The 15877-nt window shown below is 65.9% G+C and carries 14 protein-coding genes; 8 read left to right on the plus strand and 6 right to left on the minus strand.

Annotated features, from left to right (window positions below; genetic code table 11):
- The first annotated feature begins 130 nt into the window (after positions 1–130).
- Positions 131–1294, plus strand: coding sequence for an ROK family transcriptional regulator (locus tag ACVT6V_RS06915; RefSeq protein ID WP_489900733.1), 1164 nt, complete (start codon positions 131–133; stop codon positions 1292–1294).
- 97 nt (positions 1295–1391) lie between these two features.
- On the opposite strand, the gene ACVT6V_RS06920 is transcribed toward ACVT6V_RS06915, so the two are convergent.
- Both ACVT6V_RS06920 and ACVT6V_RS06925 read right to left on the minus strand, forming a co-directional pair.
- On the minus strand, positions 1392–2240 hold the full coding sequence (locus tag ACVT6V_RS06920) for an ABC transporter permease (protein ID WP_489899058.1): 849 nt from the start codon (positions 2238–2240) through the stop codon (positions 1392–1394).
- A complete protein-coding gene (locus ACVT6V_RS06925; RefSeq protein ID WP_489899059.1) occupies positions 2237–3253 on the minus strand; it encodes an ATP-binding cassette domain-containing protein in 1017 nt (338 codons plus the stop codon). Before ACVT6V_RS06925 ends, ACVT6V_RS06920 begins: the two co-directional genes overlap by 4 nt.
- A 244-nt stretch (positions 3254–3497) precedes the next feature.
- On the opposite strand from ACVT6V_RS06925, the gene ACVT6V_RS06930 reads away from it, so the two are divergent.
- The 4 genes from ACVT6V_RS06930 (at position 3498) to ACVT6V_RS06945 (ending at position 6628) form a co-directional block, all read left to right on the plus strand.
- A complete protein-coding gene (locus ACVT6V_RS06930; RefSeq protein ID WP_489899060.1) occupies positions 3498–3899 on the plus strand; it encodes a TOBE domain-containing protein in 402 nt (133 codons plus the stop codon).
- An 83-nt stretch (positions 3900–3982) separates the two neighbouring features.
- Entirely contained in the window at positions 3983–4741 is a 759-nt protein-coding gene (gene modA, locus ACVT6V_RS06935) for a molybdate ABC transporter substrate-binding protein (protein ID WP_489900734.1), read from the plus strand.
- A 1-nt stretch (position 4742) separates the two neighbouring features.
- The gene (locus ACVT6V_RS06940; RefSeq protein WP_489899061.1) at positions 4743–5525 is read left to right on the plus strand and encodes an ABC transporter permease; all 783 of its coding nucleotides are present in this window, start codon (positions 4743–4745) and stop codon (positions 5523–5525) included.
- Complete coding sequence (locus ACVT6V_RS06945) at positions 5522–6628, plus strand: sulfate/molybdate ABC transporter ATP-binding protein (protein ID WP_489899062.1); 1107 nt, start codon at positions 5522–5524, stop codon at positions 6626–6628. Before ACVT6V_RS06940 ends, ACVT6V_RS06945 begins: the two co-directional genes overlap by 4 nt.
- Here ACVT6V_RS06945 and ACVT6V_RS06950 read toward each other — a convergent pair.
- Positions 6568–7530, minus strand: a complete 963-nt coding sequence (locus ACVT6V_RS06950; protein ID WP_489899064.1) for an adenylate/guanylate cyclase domain-containing protein — start codon at positions 7528–7530, stop codon at positions 6568–6570. The genes ACVT6V_RS06945 and ACVT6V_RS06950 overlap by 61 nt on opposite strands.
- Positions 7531–7610: 80 nt before the next feature.
- Positions 7611–8780: a TetR/AcrR family transcriptional regulator gene (locus tag ACVT6V_RS06955; RefSeq protein WP_489899065.1), complete on the minus strand. Its 1170-nt coding sequence runs from the start codon at positions 8778–8780 to the stop codon at positions 7611–7613.
- A gap of 129 nt (positions 8781–8909) precedes the next feature.
- On the opposite strand from ACVT6V_RS06955, the gene ACVT6V_RS06960 reads away from it, so the two are divergent.
- From ACVT6V_RS06960 to ACVT6V_RS06970, 3 genes are all read left to right on the plus strand, one after another.
- Positions 8910–10121, plus strand: coding sequence for an acetyl-CoA C-acetyltransferase (locus ACVT6V_RS06960; RefSeq protein ID WP_489899066.1), 1212 nt, complete (start codon positions 8910–8912; stop codon positions 10119–10121).
- Positions 10122–10388: 267 nt separating this feature from the next.
- Entirely contained in the window at positions 10389–12563 is a 2175-nt protein-coding gene (locus ACVT6V_RS06965; protein WP_489899067.1) for a 3-hydroxyacyl-CoA dehydrogenase NAD-binding domain-containing protein, read from the plus strand.
- Positions 12564–12729: 166 nt separating this feature from the next.
- Positions 12730–13686, plus strand: coding sequence for a hypothetical protein (locus tag ACVT6V_RS06970; RefSeq protein WP_489899068.1), 957 nt, complete (start codon positions 12730–12732; stop codon positions 13684–13686).
- 52 nt (positions 13687–13738) lie between these two features.
- Here the strand turns inward: ACVT6V_RS06970 and ACVT6V_RS06975 are convergent, their stop codons facing one another.
- Positions 13739–14596 (minus strand): alpha/beta fold hydrolase, encoded by an 858-nt coding sequence (locus tag ACVT6V_RS06975; RefSeq protein ID WP_489899069.1) that lies wholly within the window; start codon positions 14594–14596, stop codon positions 13739–13741.
- A 196-nt stretch (positions 14597–14792) separates the two neighbouring features.
- Positions 14793–15749: a R2-like ligand-binding oxidase gene (locus ACVT6V_RS06980; RefSeq protein WP_489899070.1), complete on the minus strand. Its 957-nt coding sequence runs from the start codon at positions 15747–15749 to the stop codon at positions 14793–14795.
- Between the last annotated feature and the right edge of the window lie 128 nt (positions 15750–15877).

The following is a 15877-nucleotide window of genomic DNA, read 5'->3' on the forward strand; positions in this document are numbered from 1 at the left end:
ATTCGATGAGGACACACAGATGACCGCCACGCTCGACCATCACACCCGTTCGATCACCTCCGCACCCCTTCGACCTCACGTTCGGTTGGCGTCACCCGCGAAGGCGCCGGTTCGGAAGGGGGTAACCGAGATTCACGTCGCCACCCCGCAATTACAGCTGTCGTCGAAGCCGGCCGCCCTGGTGCTGCGCACCGCTCGTCTCTCCGGCCCGGTGTTCCGTGATGTCGCCGCCGAGCAGACCGGGCTGAGTATCTCCACCGTCAACCGTCAGGTCGGCGCCTTGCTGAAGGCAGGGCTCATCCGCGAACGCGCGGATCTCGCGCCGGCCGGCGCGATCGGTCGCCCGCGGCTGCCGTTCGAGCTCAACGTCGCCGACTTCCTGACCCTCGGCATCCACATCGGCTACAAGGTCACCTCGATCACCACCCACGATCTGTTGCACCGGGTCGTCGGCGCCATCCAGATCCCCACCCCGGTCGCCGACACGCCCGAGCAGACGCTGTCCGCCATCGGAGAGAGCGCGCGGCGGTTCGTGTCCCGCTGGACGGGGCGGCGGGTGCTGTGGGCCGGTGTCGCCCTCGGTGGCCGCGTCACAGCGGGCGGCTTCGTGGACCATCCGCGACTGGGCTGGTCCGGCGCCCCGGTCGGCCGGATCATCGCCGAACGCGTCGGCCTGCCGGTCTCGGTCGCCTCGCACGTCGAGGCCATGGCCGCCGCCGAGCTCGTCGTCAATCCGGAGCAGAAGAAATCGAGCTTCCTGTACTTCTATGCGCGCGAGATGGTCGGTACCGCGTTCTGCGTCGACGGCATGGTGCACACGCCTGCGGCCGGTCCGCCGGTGATCGGCCATTTTCCGACCGGACCCACCAAACTGCTCGATCCCGGGAACACCGGCAGGCTGGAGCCGGCGACCAGCGACACCGGAGTCGTCGATGCGGCGCAGGCCGCCGGACTGTCGGTGAGCGACATCGAAGGAGTGCACGAACTCGCCCGTGGCGGGGACGCGACCGCGCGAGCGCTGCTGGAGGAGCGGGCCGAGGTGCTCGGACGCACTGTCGCGATGATCGCCGACATCTTCAACCCGGACCACGTCGTCCTCGGTGGGCAGGCGTTCACCGATTTCCCGGCGACGTTGCCGACCGTGGCCAAGGCTCTCAAGACCACCTCGGTGGTCGCCAACCGGGATGTGCGCGTGTCGCATTCGGGATCGACGGTGCAGCAGCAGGCCGCCGGCGCGGTGTCGCTCGACGCCATCTACGCCGATCCGCTGGAGGCGCTCGCCATCACGGCGTGAGCGGCCGATCGTTCGTCCGCCGGTTCTCCGCTCGTCCGTGCGAAATAACAGGGGACGAATGGGGCACCGGCGGACGAACTTCGGGGTATCGGGCAGCTCAATCGGAGGTGCGCTTGGTGTAGGCGCGCAGTGCGAACGGTGCGAACACGATCGTCAGCGCGATCGCCCAGATGATCGTCGCGATCTCGGGATGCTGCAGCGGCCACGGTGCGTCCGGGCCAGCCGCGGGTCCGTTGCCCCACAGCACTCGCATCGCTTGGACGAGCGCGGAGATCGGGTTCCACTCCGCGATCGTCCGCAGCCAGGTGGGCATCGGGGCCGTGGGCACGAAGGCGTTCGACAGGAACGTCAGCGGGAACAGCGTGGTGAACATGAAGCCGTTGACCGCCTCCACCGAGGTCAGCCACGAGCCGACGAGGATGCCGAACCAGATCATCGCGAAACCGAACAGCAGAACGAGCGCGAAGCCGAGCACCGCCTCACCGAAACCGTTGTGGATTCGCCACCCGATGGCCAGGCCGGTGATCGCCATGACCACGATCCCGATCGACGAATGCAGCAGACTGGCGATGCTGCGGCCGATCAACACCGACGAGCGGCGGATCGGCAGCGAGCGGAACCGGTCGATGATCCCCTTCTCGAGGTCGGCGGTGATACCGGTCGCCACGATGAACGCGGTGAACACGATGGTCTGACCCATGATGCCCGGCAGCAGGAACTCCTTGTAGGAGACACCTCCGGTGTTGGTGATGGATGCGCCGAACACGTACGCGAACAACAGCACGAACATAATCGGCTGGATGGTCACGTCGGAGAGCATCTCCGGCATGCGTCTGGTGTGGATCATGTTGCGTTTCACCATGATCCAGGACTGTTGCCAGATGCTGGTCTGATGTATCTCGGGACGCTGGGTCACCGAGTCGGTGGTGGTGATCGTGCTGGTCATGCGGATTGCTCCTCTTCGGAGGCCGAGTCGTCCTCGGCACGGTGACCGGTGAGTGACAGGAACACGTCGTCCAGGCTGGGTCGGGCGAGACCGAGGTCGTCCACGGCGATGCCGCTCTCGTCGAACCAGGCGACGACCCGGGTCAGATCGCCGAGTCCGTCGGCGGGTGCGGTGAGTCGTCGGGCGCCGTGGTCGATGAAGACGTCGGTGCCGGTCTTGCGCAGGAGTGCCTCGGCCTCGGGGATGTCGTCAGGGTCGGACACGGTGAGAACCAGACTCGCCGCACCCGCCTGCTGCTTGAGTTGCAGCGGGGTGCCGTGCGCGATGATCTTGCCTTTGTCGATCACCACGATGTCGTCGGCGAGTTGATCGGCCTCTTCGAGGTACTGGGTGGTCAGCAACAGGGTGGTGCCGTCGGCAACCAGATTCCGCAGTACCTCCCACAGCTCGGATCGGCTGCGCGGATCGAGGCCGGTGGTCGGCTCGTCCAGGAAGAGCACGGGTGGCGCCGCCAGCAGGCTGACCGCGAGGTCGAGTCGCCTACGCATGCCACCCGAGTATGACTTGACCTGTTTGTTCCCGGCGTCGGTGAGTGAGAACTGCTCGAGCAGGCGATCGGCACGGCGCGCAAGCTCCTTGCGCCCGATCCCGTACAGACCGCCGATCATCCGGATGTTCTCCCGGCCGGTCAGGATCTCGTCGACGGTGGCGGCCTGGCCCGTCAACCCCATGCTCCGGCGGACCATTTCGGGTTGGGTCGCCACGTCGTACCCGGCGATGCGAGCCGAACCGCTGGTGGGCGGTGACAGCGTGGTCATCATCCGCACGATGGTGGTCTTGCCGGCGCCGTTGGGCCCGAGCAATCCGAGGACGGAGCCCTGCGGCACGGTGAAGCTGACTCCGTCGACCGCGGTGAAGTCACCGAACCGTTTCACCAGATCGATGGCCTCGATGGCGACGTCGCGCGTTGCCGGGTCCGCGGCTGCCACTGCTGGGACGGTAGGTGAGCTCATGTTTCTCCACGCTATCGATGGGGTCGGACAATTGGCGAGCGATTTTTCGGCGGGAACCGGGTCATCGTCCTCGTTTCGTCAGACCCGATCGGCCGCCGGAAATCATCGGGTGATCGCCGGTCGATGTCCGATTTGCCTGACCAGGCTAGAACCTCAAGTCGGGTTGAGGTCAAGATCCTGACAGAAGTGCGCACATGCGTCGAAAATATGGAGAAATACCAGCAACTGCGGATACTCTCGTTGAATGACAGGGGTTCGGATTCGAGATGCGGCGACGCTGCTCGGGGTCAGTGACGACACCGTGCGGCGGTGGGTTGCCGCGGGACGACTCGAGGCGACCACGGCGGAGCATGGAGTCACCACGGTGGATGGTGCTCAACTGGCGGCTCTGGCATCCGAGCGTGCGGGACGGCAGCCGGATGACGGCAGCGGCGTCCTGAGATCTGCTCGCAACCGATTCACCGGGCTCGTCACCGAGGTCATCGCCGACGGCGTCATGGCTCAGGTGACGATGCAGTGCGGGCCGTTCGAGGTCACGTCCTTGATGAGTTCACAGTCGGCGCGTGACCTGGCGCTCGAGCCCGGGGTGATCGCCACCGCGGTGGTCAAGGCCACCACGGTGATCGTGGAGCGCTCGGCCGGCTGACCGACCAGTTTCCGTGAGATCCGATGTTTCGTGAGACACAGAGTTCGTGATGACGAGGAGGCGACAAGGTCGTGCGAGTGAGAATGCGGCGAGGGCCGGCCGTGATGGTGGCCGTCATGACCGTGGTGGTCGGGGCGGTGGGATGTTCGGGCAACGGCGACGGCAGCGGCAAGGAGGTCCTCGACGTCTACGCCGCGGCATCGCTGCGGGATACATTCACCGAGATCGCCGGGTACTACGAGAAGGCACACACCGACGTCGACGTCCGGCTCAACTTCGCGGGCTCGTCGGCGCTGGTGAACCAGATCCAGCAAGGCGCAACCGCCGATGTCATCGCGACCGCCGACCAGGCGACGATGGCCAAACTCGGTGACACAGCCGTCGATCCGAAGGTCTTCGCCACCAACACGCTGACCATCGTGACCACACCGGGCAATCCGAAGAACATCAGGGCCTTCGCGGACCTGGGCAATCGCGAGGTGAAGACCGTCGTGTGTGCGGTTCAGGTGCCGTGCGGCGCGGCGACCGCGACGGTCGAGAAGAACACGGGTATCGACGTCACACCCGTCAGCGAAGAGTCGTCGGTCAGTGCGGTCCTGGCCAAGGTGACCTCCGGTCAGGCCGACGCCGGTCTGGTCTATGTCACCGACGCCGAGAGCGCGGGCGACAAGGTGTCGTCGGTGGGTGACGCCGCGTTCGCCAAGGTCGTCAACTCCTATCCGATCGCGACGGTGAAAGGTACCCAGCACGAACAGGATGCGCAGATGTTCGTCGACATGGTGCTCGGGGAGACGGGGGCAGAGGTGTTGAGCAAGGCCGGGTTCAGTCCCGCGCCGGCCTGAGATGCGCCGCGTCCCGCTGTGGCTGCACATTCCGGCGCTGATCGGGATCGGGTTCATCCTGATCGGTCCGGTCGCGGTGATCGTGCGTATGCCGTGGGCGGAGTTCGTGTCGTCGGTGACGTCACCGGAATCGCTGGATGCGCTGCGGCTGTCGCTGCTGACCGCGTTGGTGAGTACCGTGTTGTGTCTGCTGTTCGGGGTTCCGATGGCGATGGTGTTCGCCCGATCGAATGGTGTCGTGGTGCGAATCGTCCGCGCACTGGTGTTGTTGCCGTTGGTGTTACCGCCGGTCGTGGGCGGCCTCGCCCTGCTCTATGCACTCGGACGTCGGGGCATCGTCGGCGAGTACCTCGACGACGCGGGTATCACCATCGCCTTCACCACGACTGCGGTGATTCTTGCACAGACCTTCGTCGCCCTGCCGTTCCTGGTGATCAGCGTCGAGGGTGCGCTGCGGTCGACCGATGCGGAATACGAGCAGGTGGCCGCCACCCTCGGTGCCGGACCCACTCGCACGCTGTGGAAAGTGACACTGCCGCTGGTGGTCCCGTCGCTGCTGGCAGGCACCGTGCTGGCGTTTGCGCGTGCCCTGGGGGAGTTCGGTGCGACGATCACCTTCGCCGGGAATCTGCCCGGAACAACGCAGACCGCGCCGCTGAAGATCTACCTGGACTCGATCACCGACCCTGCCCAGGCGCTGCCGTTGGCGCTGTTGCTGATGGCGGTTGCGCTCGTGGTGGTCGTCGCCGTACATCTTCGACCGAGCCGCGCGGTCGCGACATGAGTGGATTGGCGGCGCAGGTCAGATCCGAAAGGCCATACGTCACTGTTGATCTCGATGTCGAAAAAGGCACGACACTGGCGATCATGGGTCCGAACGGGGCCGGCAAGAGCACGACACTGGCTGTGCTGGCCGGGCTGCGGCGAACGCCCGGGTCGACGATCAGAGTAGGCGACGCCGTCCTGCAGCAGGGACGACATTTTGTCGCGCCGCACCGACGATCGATCGTCCTGCTGGCCCAGCGAGCGCGATTGTTCCCGCACCTGAACGTGCGTCGCAACGTCGCCTTCGGACCAGGCGCGGCCCGCCTCGGCCGAAGCGAGATCGTCGCGCGCACCGACCACTGGCTGGATGCGGTCGGAGTCGCCGATCTCGCTGACCGCATGCCGAATCAATTGTCGGGTGGGCAGGCTCAGCGTGTCGCGGTGGCCCGTGCGCTGGCCGCCGAACCCGACGTGTTGTTGCTCGACGAGCCGTTCGCCGCGCTCGATGTGTCTGTGGCGCAGCAGATCCGATCATTGTTACGTGATCTCCTCGCGGGACGGGCCGGTGTGACAATCCTGGTCACCCACGACCTGATCGACGCGGTGAGTCTGGCGTCGGATGTGCTCGTGATGGATCATGGTCGGGTGGTCGACGGCGGCCCGACACGTGAGGTCCTCACGTCGCCCGGGCACCCGTTCACCGCCTCGTTGTCGGGACTCAACCTGTTCGTCGGCAACCATGTCGATCACGGCGTCGACGACGGAGCCGGACATCGGGTCGTCGGGATCGCCGAGGACGTGCTGGCCGCCGGTGCACCCTGCGCGGCGGCGTTCTCCCCGCGTGCGGTTGCGGTCTATCTCGAAGCGCCGCACGGGAGTCCACGTACCGCGATGCGCGCCAGGGTTTCCGAGGTGCTGCCGCGCGGCGACCACGCGGTGGTGCGCACGCTCTGCGGCGAGCAGGTCGTTGATGCGGAGGTCACCTGGGATGCGGTCGCCGATCTCGCGATGGCGCCCGGGTTGGAGGTGATGCTGGTGGTCAAGGCGAGCGAGGTGCGGATCTACGGCGTCGCGTCGTCGGTGGCCGGGGCCTCGGGATCGGACTCGATCGGACCGTCATAGTATTTGTTGGCCTCGAGGGTCTTTGCCTTCAGCCGGCGATAGCCGCGGACGCTCAGCGACGGTATGGATTTGACGTAGAACCGCTCGTCGTCGGCAAGGCTGTCGGCCATCGACTCATCGACGAGAGTCGTTCCGGGGCGGGCAGATCCGGCCAGTCGGGCCGCGATGTTCACCGGCTCGCCGAACACGTCGCCGAGCCGGCTGAGCACATGACCGCGCGCGAGGCCGACCCGAAGCGGCGGAATGCGCTCTTCGGTGGACAGGGTGTGCAGCGCCAGGGCGATCGCCGCGGCCGCGACCGGTTCGTGGCAGGTGAACATGACCGCGTCGCCGAGGGTCTTCACCACGTGTCCGCCGTTGGCCGCGACGATCTCGAAACTGTCCTCCTCGAACGACTCGAGCAAGGACTCGAGTTCATCCAGAGCGATGCGGCGCGACAAGCTGGTGTAGCCGACGATGTCGGCGAACCCGACCACCAGGTCGTGACTCTCATCGGTCTCGTGCGCGATGTGGTGCTCCAGCGCGAGTGCGAGGTGTCGTCGCCAGATGAGTTGCTGGACCTGGCCGAGTGCGCCACTCATCTGGCCGACGGACCAGGGCACATCGGGGTTCCGATCGAGGTCGCGGAGCTGGTCGGCCTGCCAGTCGGCGAGGCGGGCCATCGTCTGCCCGATGGCGCGTGCGATGGCAACCTGCGCATTCTGCGGCATCGTGCGCTCGGAATCGGCAAACAGGCGCAGAGCGTCGAGGTCGGTCTCGGTGAAGATCTTCTCCGGCGTCGATGTCCGAGCGAAACCGAAAGCGTTCCAGATCTTCTCCGCATACTCGGGACTCAGGCCGAGTTCGGCGATCAACTCGTCACGGGTGTAGCGGGGTTCGTTTCCGCCGCTGGATCCGGTCACGGTCTGAGCATAGTGATACAAACCTCCGACCGAGTCTCAACCGCTGATCGAGTCACGTCGAGCGGGGCATCGACCTCGTCTCACACCCCCAGCACGCCCTTCATCAGATACGCCATCTGTGCACCGAATTCAGGCCGGGTGGTGCCGCGACGCATCCGTATGGCGTCGTTCACCACGGACAGGGCCGCATGCACGGCGACGGTCGCTCGTTCGCGGGTCAGCGCCGGGTCGGCGTCCATCAGCAGGTCCACCCATCGGGAGACGTAACGCCGTTGGATGTCGATGAGGTCGGATGCGTTGGGCTGGCCGGACAGGGCGTAGGAGTTGTTGAAGGCCACCGAGAGGTCGGGCGTCGTGGTGATGACATTGACGTACGAATCCACCAGCAATGCGAGAAGTTTCGCCGGGTCGGAGGTCGAGCCATAGGCGGCCATCACTCCGGCTTCCAGGCGCGTCGCACTGCGTTGGCCGATGCCGAGCAGGATCGCCAGCTTGGAGCTGAAGTGTTTGTAGACACTCGGGCCGGTGATGCCCACGGCAGCGCCGATGTCGTCGACGCCGACGCCGGCGTATCCCCGATCGGCGAACAGGGTTGCTGCCGCATCGAGGATCTGGTCGCGACGGGTGGGTTCGCCGACCCCCGTCGGTGGCATCGGCGGCAGCGGGGGCGCGGTGCTCGGCCGGAGAGCGACCACCCGACGCACCAGGAGGTCGATCTCCTCGAGTGCGCGTGTGGTCGACATCCGGGTGTTGTGCACCGACAGGCTGCCCGCGACGCTGAGCGTCGCCCACGCCAGGGTGACGGCCTCCCGCTCACCCAGGTCGGTTCCATCGGCCAGCGCCGCTCCCCACCGGTGCAGGATCGCTCGGGTGCGCAGCACCACCTCGCGGTTCTGTTCGTCGGTGAGGTGTTGGCTGGCCCACCGCCACAGCGACGTCGATTCGGGGCGTCGCACGCCGAGGGTGCAGGCGGCCTCGATGAGATCGGCGGTCGGCGATTGACCGCTCAGGGCGCGGTCGGTGCAGATCTGCAGATCGTCGACACCCGCCAGCACGGCGGCCGCGAGCAAGGCCTGCTTGTCGTCGAAATGCCGGTACACCGACGGTGCGGTGACCCCGGCCGCGCGTGCTATGTCGGCCAACGACACCTGCGTGTAGCCCCGCTCGGCGAACAGTGCCGCAGCGTGCTGGACCAGCTGACCTTTGCGGTCGGTCGGTCGCGCGCGCCGGGTCGGTTTCGGAGTAGCCATGGTGAATCGACCATAGCGCATAATTAGCGGTGCAAGTGAGTCCCTGACCACCCGGTATGGCCAAACAAGTTATTCCGCGTTAGCCTGGGAGGGTAACCACACATGGTTCATGCGAAAGGAACACTCAACGTGGCTGAGCAAGCATTCATCTACGAGGCGATCCGTACGCCCCGTGGCAAGCAGCGCGGCGGTTCGCTGCACAGCATCAAGCCGGTCGATCTGGTCTCCGGGCTGATCGACGAGGTTCTCGCCCGGCACGGATCGCTCGATCCGGCCGACGTCAACGACGTGGTCCTCGGCGTCGTCTCGCCGGTGGGCGAGCAGGGTGCGGTCATCTCCCGTACCGCCGCGCTGAACAGCGGCTTGCCCGAGAGCGTCCCCGGCACCCAGATCAACCGGTTCTGCGCATCCGGCCTCGAGGCCACCAACCTGGCCGCGGCAAAGGTCGCGTCGGGCTTCGACGACCTGGTCCTCGCCGGTGGTGTGGAGTCGATGTCGCGCGTCCCGATGGGCAGCGACGGCGGCGCACTGTTCACCGACCCCGCCACCGCCTACGACAACTACATCGTTCCGCAGGGCATCGGCGCCGACCTGATCGCGACCATCGAGGGCTTTTCCCGCGAGGACGTCGACGCATTTGCCGCCGAGTCACAGGCACGTGCCGAGAAGGCCTGGACCAGTGGCTACTTCACCAAGTCCGTGGTCCCCGTCCGGGACATCAACGGCGTCATCGTGCTCGACCAGGACGAGCATCGTCGTCCCGGCTCGACCGTCGAATCGCTCGGCAAGCTCAAGCCCGCCTTCCAGGCGCTGGCCGACATGGCCGGATTCGATGATGTCGCGCTGCAGAAGTACCACTCGGTCGAGAAGATCAACCACGTCCACACCGGTGGCAACAGCTCCGGCATCGTCGACGGTTCCGGACTGGTCCTCCTCGGCAGCGAAGAGGCCGGCAAGCGCAACGGGCTCACCCCGCGCGGCCGCGTCGTCACCTTCGCCGAGATCGGTTCCGAGCCGACCATCATGCTCACCGGCCCCACCCCGGCCACCGAGCTGGCGCTGAAGAAGGCCGGCCTGACCGTCGACGACATCGACGTCTTCGAGCTCAACGAGGCGTTCGCGTCGGTCGTCATGAAGTGGATGAAGGATCTGAAGATCCCGCACGAGAAGGTCAACGTCAACGGTGGCGCGATCGCCATGGGTCACCCGCTCGGCGCAACCGGCGCGATGATCTTCGGCACCTGCCTCGACGAGCTCGAGCGCACCGGCGGCCGCTACGGCCTGGTCACCCTGTGCATCGGCGGCGGCATGGGCGTCGCGACCATCATCGAGCGTCTCTGACCTTCCCGACCGTCGTCATCGGCCCTTCGTGACGCCTCGCTCGTTCCTCGCGAGGCTCCTCAGGGAGCGGAGGGACGCGCTCGTTCTTCGCGAGGCTCCTCAGGGAGCGGAGGGACGCGCTCGTTCCTCGCGAGGCTCCTCAGGGAGCGGAGGGACGCGCTCGTTCTTCGCGAGGCTCCTCAGGGAGCGGGGGGACGTGCTCGCTCCCCCGCGGGTGGGGGCTGGCTTCTCAGGTCGAAACTTCACAGAAAGAACATTTCAAACAACATGAGTGACAACATGATTGCGTGGGAGAAGGACGCCGACGGGGTCGTCGTCCTGACCATGGATGACCCCAACCAGGGCGCCAACACCATGAACGACCTCTACCGGTCGTCAATGGCGGCGACCGTCGAGCGACTGGAGGCCGAGAAGGACGACATCACCGGTGTCGTGCTCACCTCGGCGAAGAAGACCTTCTTCGCCGGCGGCGACCTCAAGGACATGACCAGCGGCAACGGTGGCAAGTCGAAGGAAGAGGTCGCCACCGAGATCACGCACAGCGCCAACGAGATGAAGCGGGTGCTGCGACGCCTCGAGACCCTGGGCAAGCCCGTCGTCTCCGCCATCAACGGCGCCGCCCTCGGTGGTGGCCTGGAGATCGCGCTACACACCCACTACCGCGTCGTCGCCGACGTGAAGGGCGTACAGATCGGTCTGCCCGAGGCGACCCTCGGTCTGCTCCCCGGCGGCGGTGGCGTGGTCCGCACCGTCCGCCTGCTCGGCATCCAGAACGCCCTGATGGGTGTGCTCCTGCAGGGCACCCGCTTCAACCCCACCAAGGCCAAGGAGACCGGCCTGGTCGACGAGGTCGTCGGCTCGATCGAGGAACTGGTCCCGGCCGCCAAGGCGTGGATCTCCGCGAACCCGGAAGCCGCGCAGCCGTGGGACAAGAAGGGCTACAAGATCCCGGGTGGTGCTCCCACCAACCCGGCCTTCGCCGCCAACCTCCCGGCACTGCCTGCGCTGCTGCGTAAGCAGATCAAGGGTGCCAACATGCCGGCTCCGCGCGCCATCCTGGCCGCCGCAGTCGAAGGTGCCTACGTCGACGTCGACACCGCCGACATCATCGAGACCCGCTACTTCGTCTCGCTGGTGACCGGGCAGGTCGCGCAGAACATGATCAAGGCGTTCTTCTTCGATCTGCAACACATCAACGGTGGCGGCTCGCGTCCCGAGGGCATCGAGAAGTACACCGCCAAGAAGGTCGGTGTGATCGGTGCCGGGATGATGGGCGCCGCGATCGCGTACGTGTCGGCCAAGGCCGGCATGGAGGTCGTCCTCAAGGACATCGACCTCGACGCCGCGAAGAAGGGCAAGGCGTACTCCGAGAAGCTCGAGGAGAAGGCACTCGCCAAGGGCAAGACCACGCAGGAGCGCAGCGATGCTCTGCTCGCGCGGATCACGCCGACCGTCGACGCCGCCGACTTCAAGGGTGTCGACCTCGTCATCGAGGCCGCCTTCGAGTCGGTCGAGGTCAAGCACAAGGTGTTCCAGGAGATCGAGGACATCGTCGAGCCGGACGCGATCCTGGGTTCGAACACCTCGACGCTGCCGATCACCAGCCTCGCGCAGGGCGTCAAGCGCCAAGAGGACTTCATCGGTATCCACTTCTTCTCGCCGGTCGACAAGATGCCGCTGGTGGAGATCATCCGTGGTGAGAAGACCTCCGACGAGGTGCTGGCCAAGGTCATCGACTACACGCTGCAGATCCGCAAGACGCCGATCGTCGTCAACGACAGCCGTGGCTTCTTCACCAGCCGCGTCATCGGCACCTTTGTCAACGAGGCCATCGCGGCCGTCGGCGAGGGCGTGGAGCCGGCATTCATCGAGCATGCGGGCACCCAGGCCGGTTACCCGGCCGCGCCGCTGCAGCTCATGGACGAGCTGACCCTGACGCTGCCGCAGAAGATCCGCAAAGAGACCGAAGCGGCTCTGGCGGCCGAGGGCAAGGACGTCCCGCAGCACGGCAGCAACGCCGTCGTCGACTGGATGGTCGAGAACGGCCGCACCGCCAAGAAGGACGGCAAGGGCTTCTACGACTACGACGAGAACGGCAAGCGCGCCGGCCTGTGGCCCGGACTGCGCGAGCACTTCAAGTCGGGCAGCAAGCAGATCTCGTTCGAGGACATGCAGGAGCGGATGCTCTTCGCCGAGGCGCTCGAGACCGTGAAGTGCTTCGATGAAGGCGTGCTCACCTCGGTGCCGGATGCCAACATCGGTTCCATTTTCGGCATCGGCTTCCCGGCGTGGACCGGCGGTGTCATCCAGTACATCAACCAGTACGAGGGTGGCCTGCAGGGCTTCGTCGATCGTGCCCGCGACCTCGCGAGCAAGTACGGCAGCCACTTCGAGCCGCCGCAGAGCCTGGTGGACAAGGCTGCCAAGGGCGAGAAGTTCTAGGCTGAACTGAATTCGTCGAAGCCCCGACCGGACGCGTTCCGGTCGGGGCTTTAACGTGCGCCGTATTTCTGAGTCGGATAGTGACTCATATGTACGGCGCGAGTGGTTATCCACAGGCTGCTGACGAGAACGGTCGGTGGGCCGGGTGCGGCGCGAGACTGATGCCATGGCCGATGCCGCCCGACTGCACGAGTTGCTCGACGCCCAAGACGGTGTGGTCGCACGCCGGCAGGTCCTGGATTGCGGATTCACCGTGTCCTATATCCGATGTCGGATCCGCCGTCGAGAGTGGACCACCATCTATCCCGGGACATACGTCGATCACACCGGCCCGCTGACGTGGCGGCAGCGGGCGTGGGCGGCGGTCCTCGATGCGTGGCCGGCCGCGTTGAGCCACGCATCGGCGGTCGGTGACGCAGACGATCAGGGCGCCGGCCCGATCCACATCGCGGTCGCCCGCCACCGTCGGGTGACTCGACGCACAGGTGTCGTCGTGCACTATGCAGCTGGATTCGACGAGCAGGTACTCGTCGACGCCCACCCACCGCGGCTTCGGCTCGAGGAGGCGGTCCTTGACCTGGTCTCGCTGGCGAACTCCCAGACGCGCGTCGTGGCATCTCTCACTGATGTCATACAAGCTCGAAAGACCACTGCCGAGCGACTCCTCGCTACGTTGCAGTCGCGCCCACGGATGCGTTGGCGCGTATTTGTCGAGCAGGTTCTCTGTGATGCCCGCGACGGGACATGCTCGGTACTCGAGCACGAATACCTGGCCAAAGTCGAACGCGCGCATGGTCTGCCGACACCACGTCGACAGGCGCCCACGGGCGTGGGGCGGAGGGGGTTTCGAGATGTCGACTATCCCGAGTGGAACGTGGTGGTGGAATTGGACGGGCGGCTGGGACACGACGACGGTGTTGCGCGCGACAGAGATCTGGAGCGTGACCTCGACGCGGCAGCGGGTGCCGACCGAGAGACACTCCGGATTGGTTGGGGGCAGGCATATGCGCGAGCGTGCTCGACAGCGGTGAAGATCGGAAAGGTATTGAATCGCCACGGTTGGCCGGGCTCGGTGGCCCCGTGCCCACAGTGCATCGGCGCGACTGAAATCTCTGCGCCGTAGATCCGAGTCAGATAGTGACTCGGATCTACGGCGGTGACGATCAGGGCGGGCTTCAGCGGGATAGGAAGGCGGCCACCGTCGCCTCGAACGCCTCCTTGGCCTCGATCATCACCCAGTGCCCGCACTTGGGAAACACATGCAGCTCGGCGTCGGGGATGAGCCGCATGGGCACCATCGCCATGTCGGGCGGGCTCACGCGGTCGTCGCGGCCCCACGTGAGCAGCGTCGGGCAGGCGACCTTGTGCATCATCGACCAGTAAGGCGGGGTGTCGGAGGCAGCCATGAACTGCTGCTGCATCTCGAAGGCGGCCGATCCGTACATCATCTGCGCCGTCTTCTGCGCGTCCGGATGGATCGCGGCTTCCCAGCGTTCCTCGATGAGTTCCTCGGTGACGAGCTTGCGGTCGTAGACCATCGCCGACAGCCAGCGCACGAGTTTGTCGCGGCTCGGGTCGTCGGTGAACTCCTGCAGCAGGCGCAGGCCCTCGCTGGGGCTCGGACTGAACACGTTGGGTCCGACGCCGCCGATCGTCACCAGCTTCTCGACGCGGTCGGGCTTCTTGATGGCGAGGTTCACGCCGACGACGCCGCCCATCGAGTTGCCGATCATCGGCGCCTTCTCGATGCCGAGGGCGTCCATGAACCGGATCACCGACGACCCGGCGGTGAGTACGGGGTGTCCCTCGACCGGGTCGCTCACCCCGAAGCCCGGGAACTCCAACACGTAACAGTGATGGGTCTGGGCGAAGAAGCCCAGGTTGCCGCGGTAGTTACGCCAGCCGGTGACGCCGGGGCCGGATCCGTGCAGCAGGATCAGCGGGGGTGCGGCAGCGTCGCCGGCCTCGTGGTAGCGAAGCGTGCCCTGGTCAGTCGATAGTTCGCGCTTGGTCGCGTCGTAGGTGACATCCACCTTGCCAGGGTAGAACGTGTTCTAGTTTGTTGGGAAGGGTGGTCGCGGGGTTTCGATACGCGGCGGGCTCGCAGGCTCGCGTGCTGCTACTCAACCAGCGGTTGGGGCAGCGGGCTCGCGGGCTCGCGCGCTGCTACTCAACCAGCGGAGGGGCGGCGGGCTCGCGCGCTGCTACTCAACCAGCCGTCGGGAGGTCTCACTCGGCGATCGCAGCGATGTCCTCCTCGCCGAACTGGTCCTCGAGCACCTCGGGTGAGTAGTCGAGGTCGATCTCGGCGACGGGGCGGCCGCGGGCAGACTCGATGGCACTCATCCGGCGCTGGCCACGATCGGCGGCGTAGGCGATGAACTCGTTGTTGTCCAGGCCGAACGGCTGCTCGTCGAACTGCTCGTTCACCCAGTTGATCATCCCGAGCGCCAGGGGCATCAGTTCGCCCATCCGGGCGGTGACCACGTCCCAGAGGCTGTCGTCGGCGGCGACGAGCCGTCGGCAGGTGAAGGTTCCCCAGGCCATGTGGCGCCGCTCGTCGTTGCCGATGAACTTGATGAGCTTTTGCATCCCGGGGAAGATGCCATGCCGCGAGCACACGGTCTGCCATGCGTGGTAGCCGGTGAGCGCCAGGCTGCCCTCGATCACGTGGTTGTAGGTGACGCTGGCGCGGATCTGGTTCGCCGGTGACGGGTCCTCGTCCAGCTTGTGCAGCGACGCGGGTAGTTCATCGTAGAAGAGCTGCCGATAGTACGGGTTGTCGGCGACGAACGGCTGCAGGTCGCCGGTCAGGCCGACGGCGTCCATCCACATCCGGAACACCTGCGTGTGCTTGGCCTCCTCGAAGCAGAACTGCGTGAGGTACATCTCGTCGCCGAAGCGGCCCTCGGCCGCCATCGCCTTCATGAACGGTTGGATGTCCTGGGTCACGGCTTCCTCGCCGGCGATGAACTGACTGACGAGGAAGGTGGTGCTGCGACGCTGCTCCTCGGTGATCTCGGTCCAGTCCGCGGCGTCGCGACGGAAGTCGATGGCTGCCGGATCCCAGAATCGGGCATTGCCTTTGATGAAGAGGCGCAACGGAAACGACTCCCAATTGAGGCCCCCGCTGCGCAGGGACGCGAAGTCTTCACGGCCATGTGCTTTGTGTTCGGCGAGTGTCAAGGGATCACCAACTAACGATCATTCGGAAGCGATAAGACGACGCTAGTCTGCGCGCGAATGAAACGCGTTGATTTCACCGATCTCTCAGGATCGCTTTTTGGTATCGGAGCTGGGCAGATGTCCGGATC

This window comes from Gordonia sp. LMA167 (assembly GCF_058130025.1).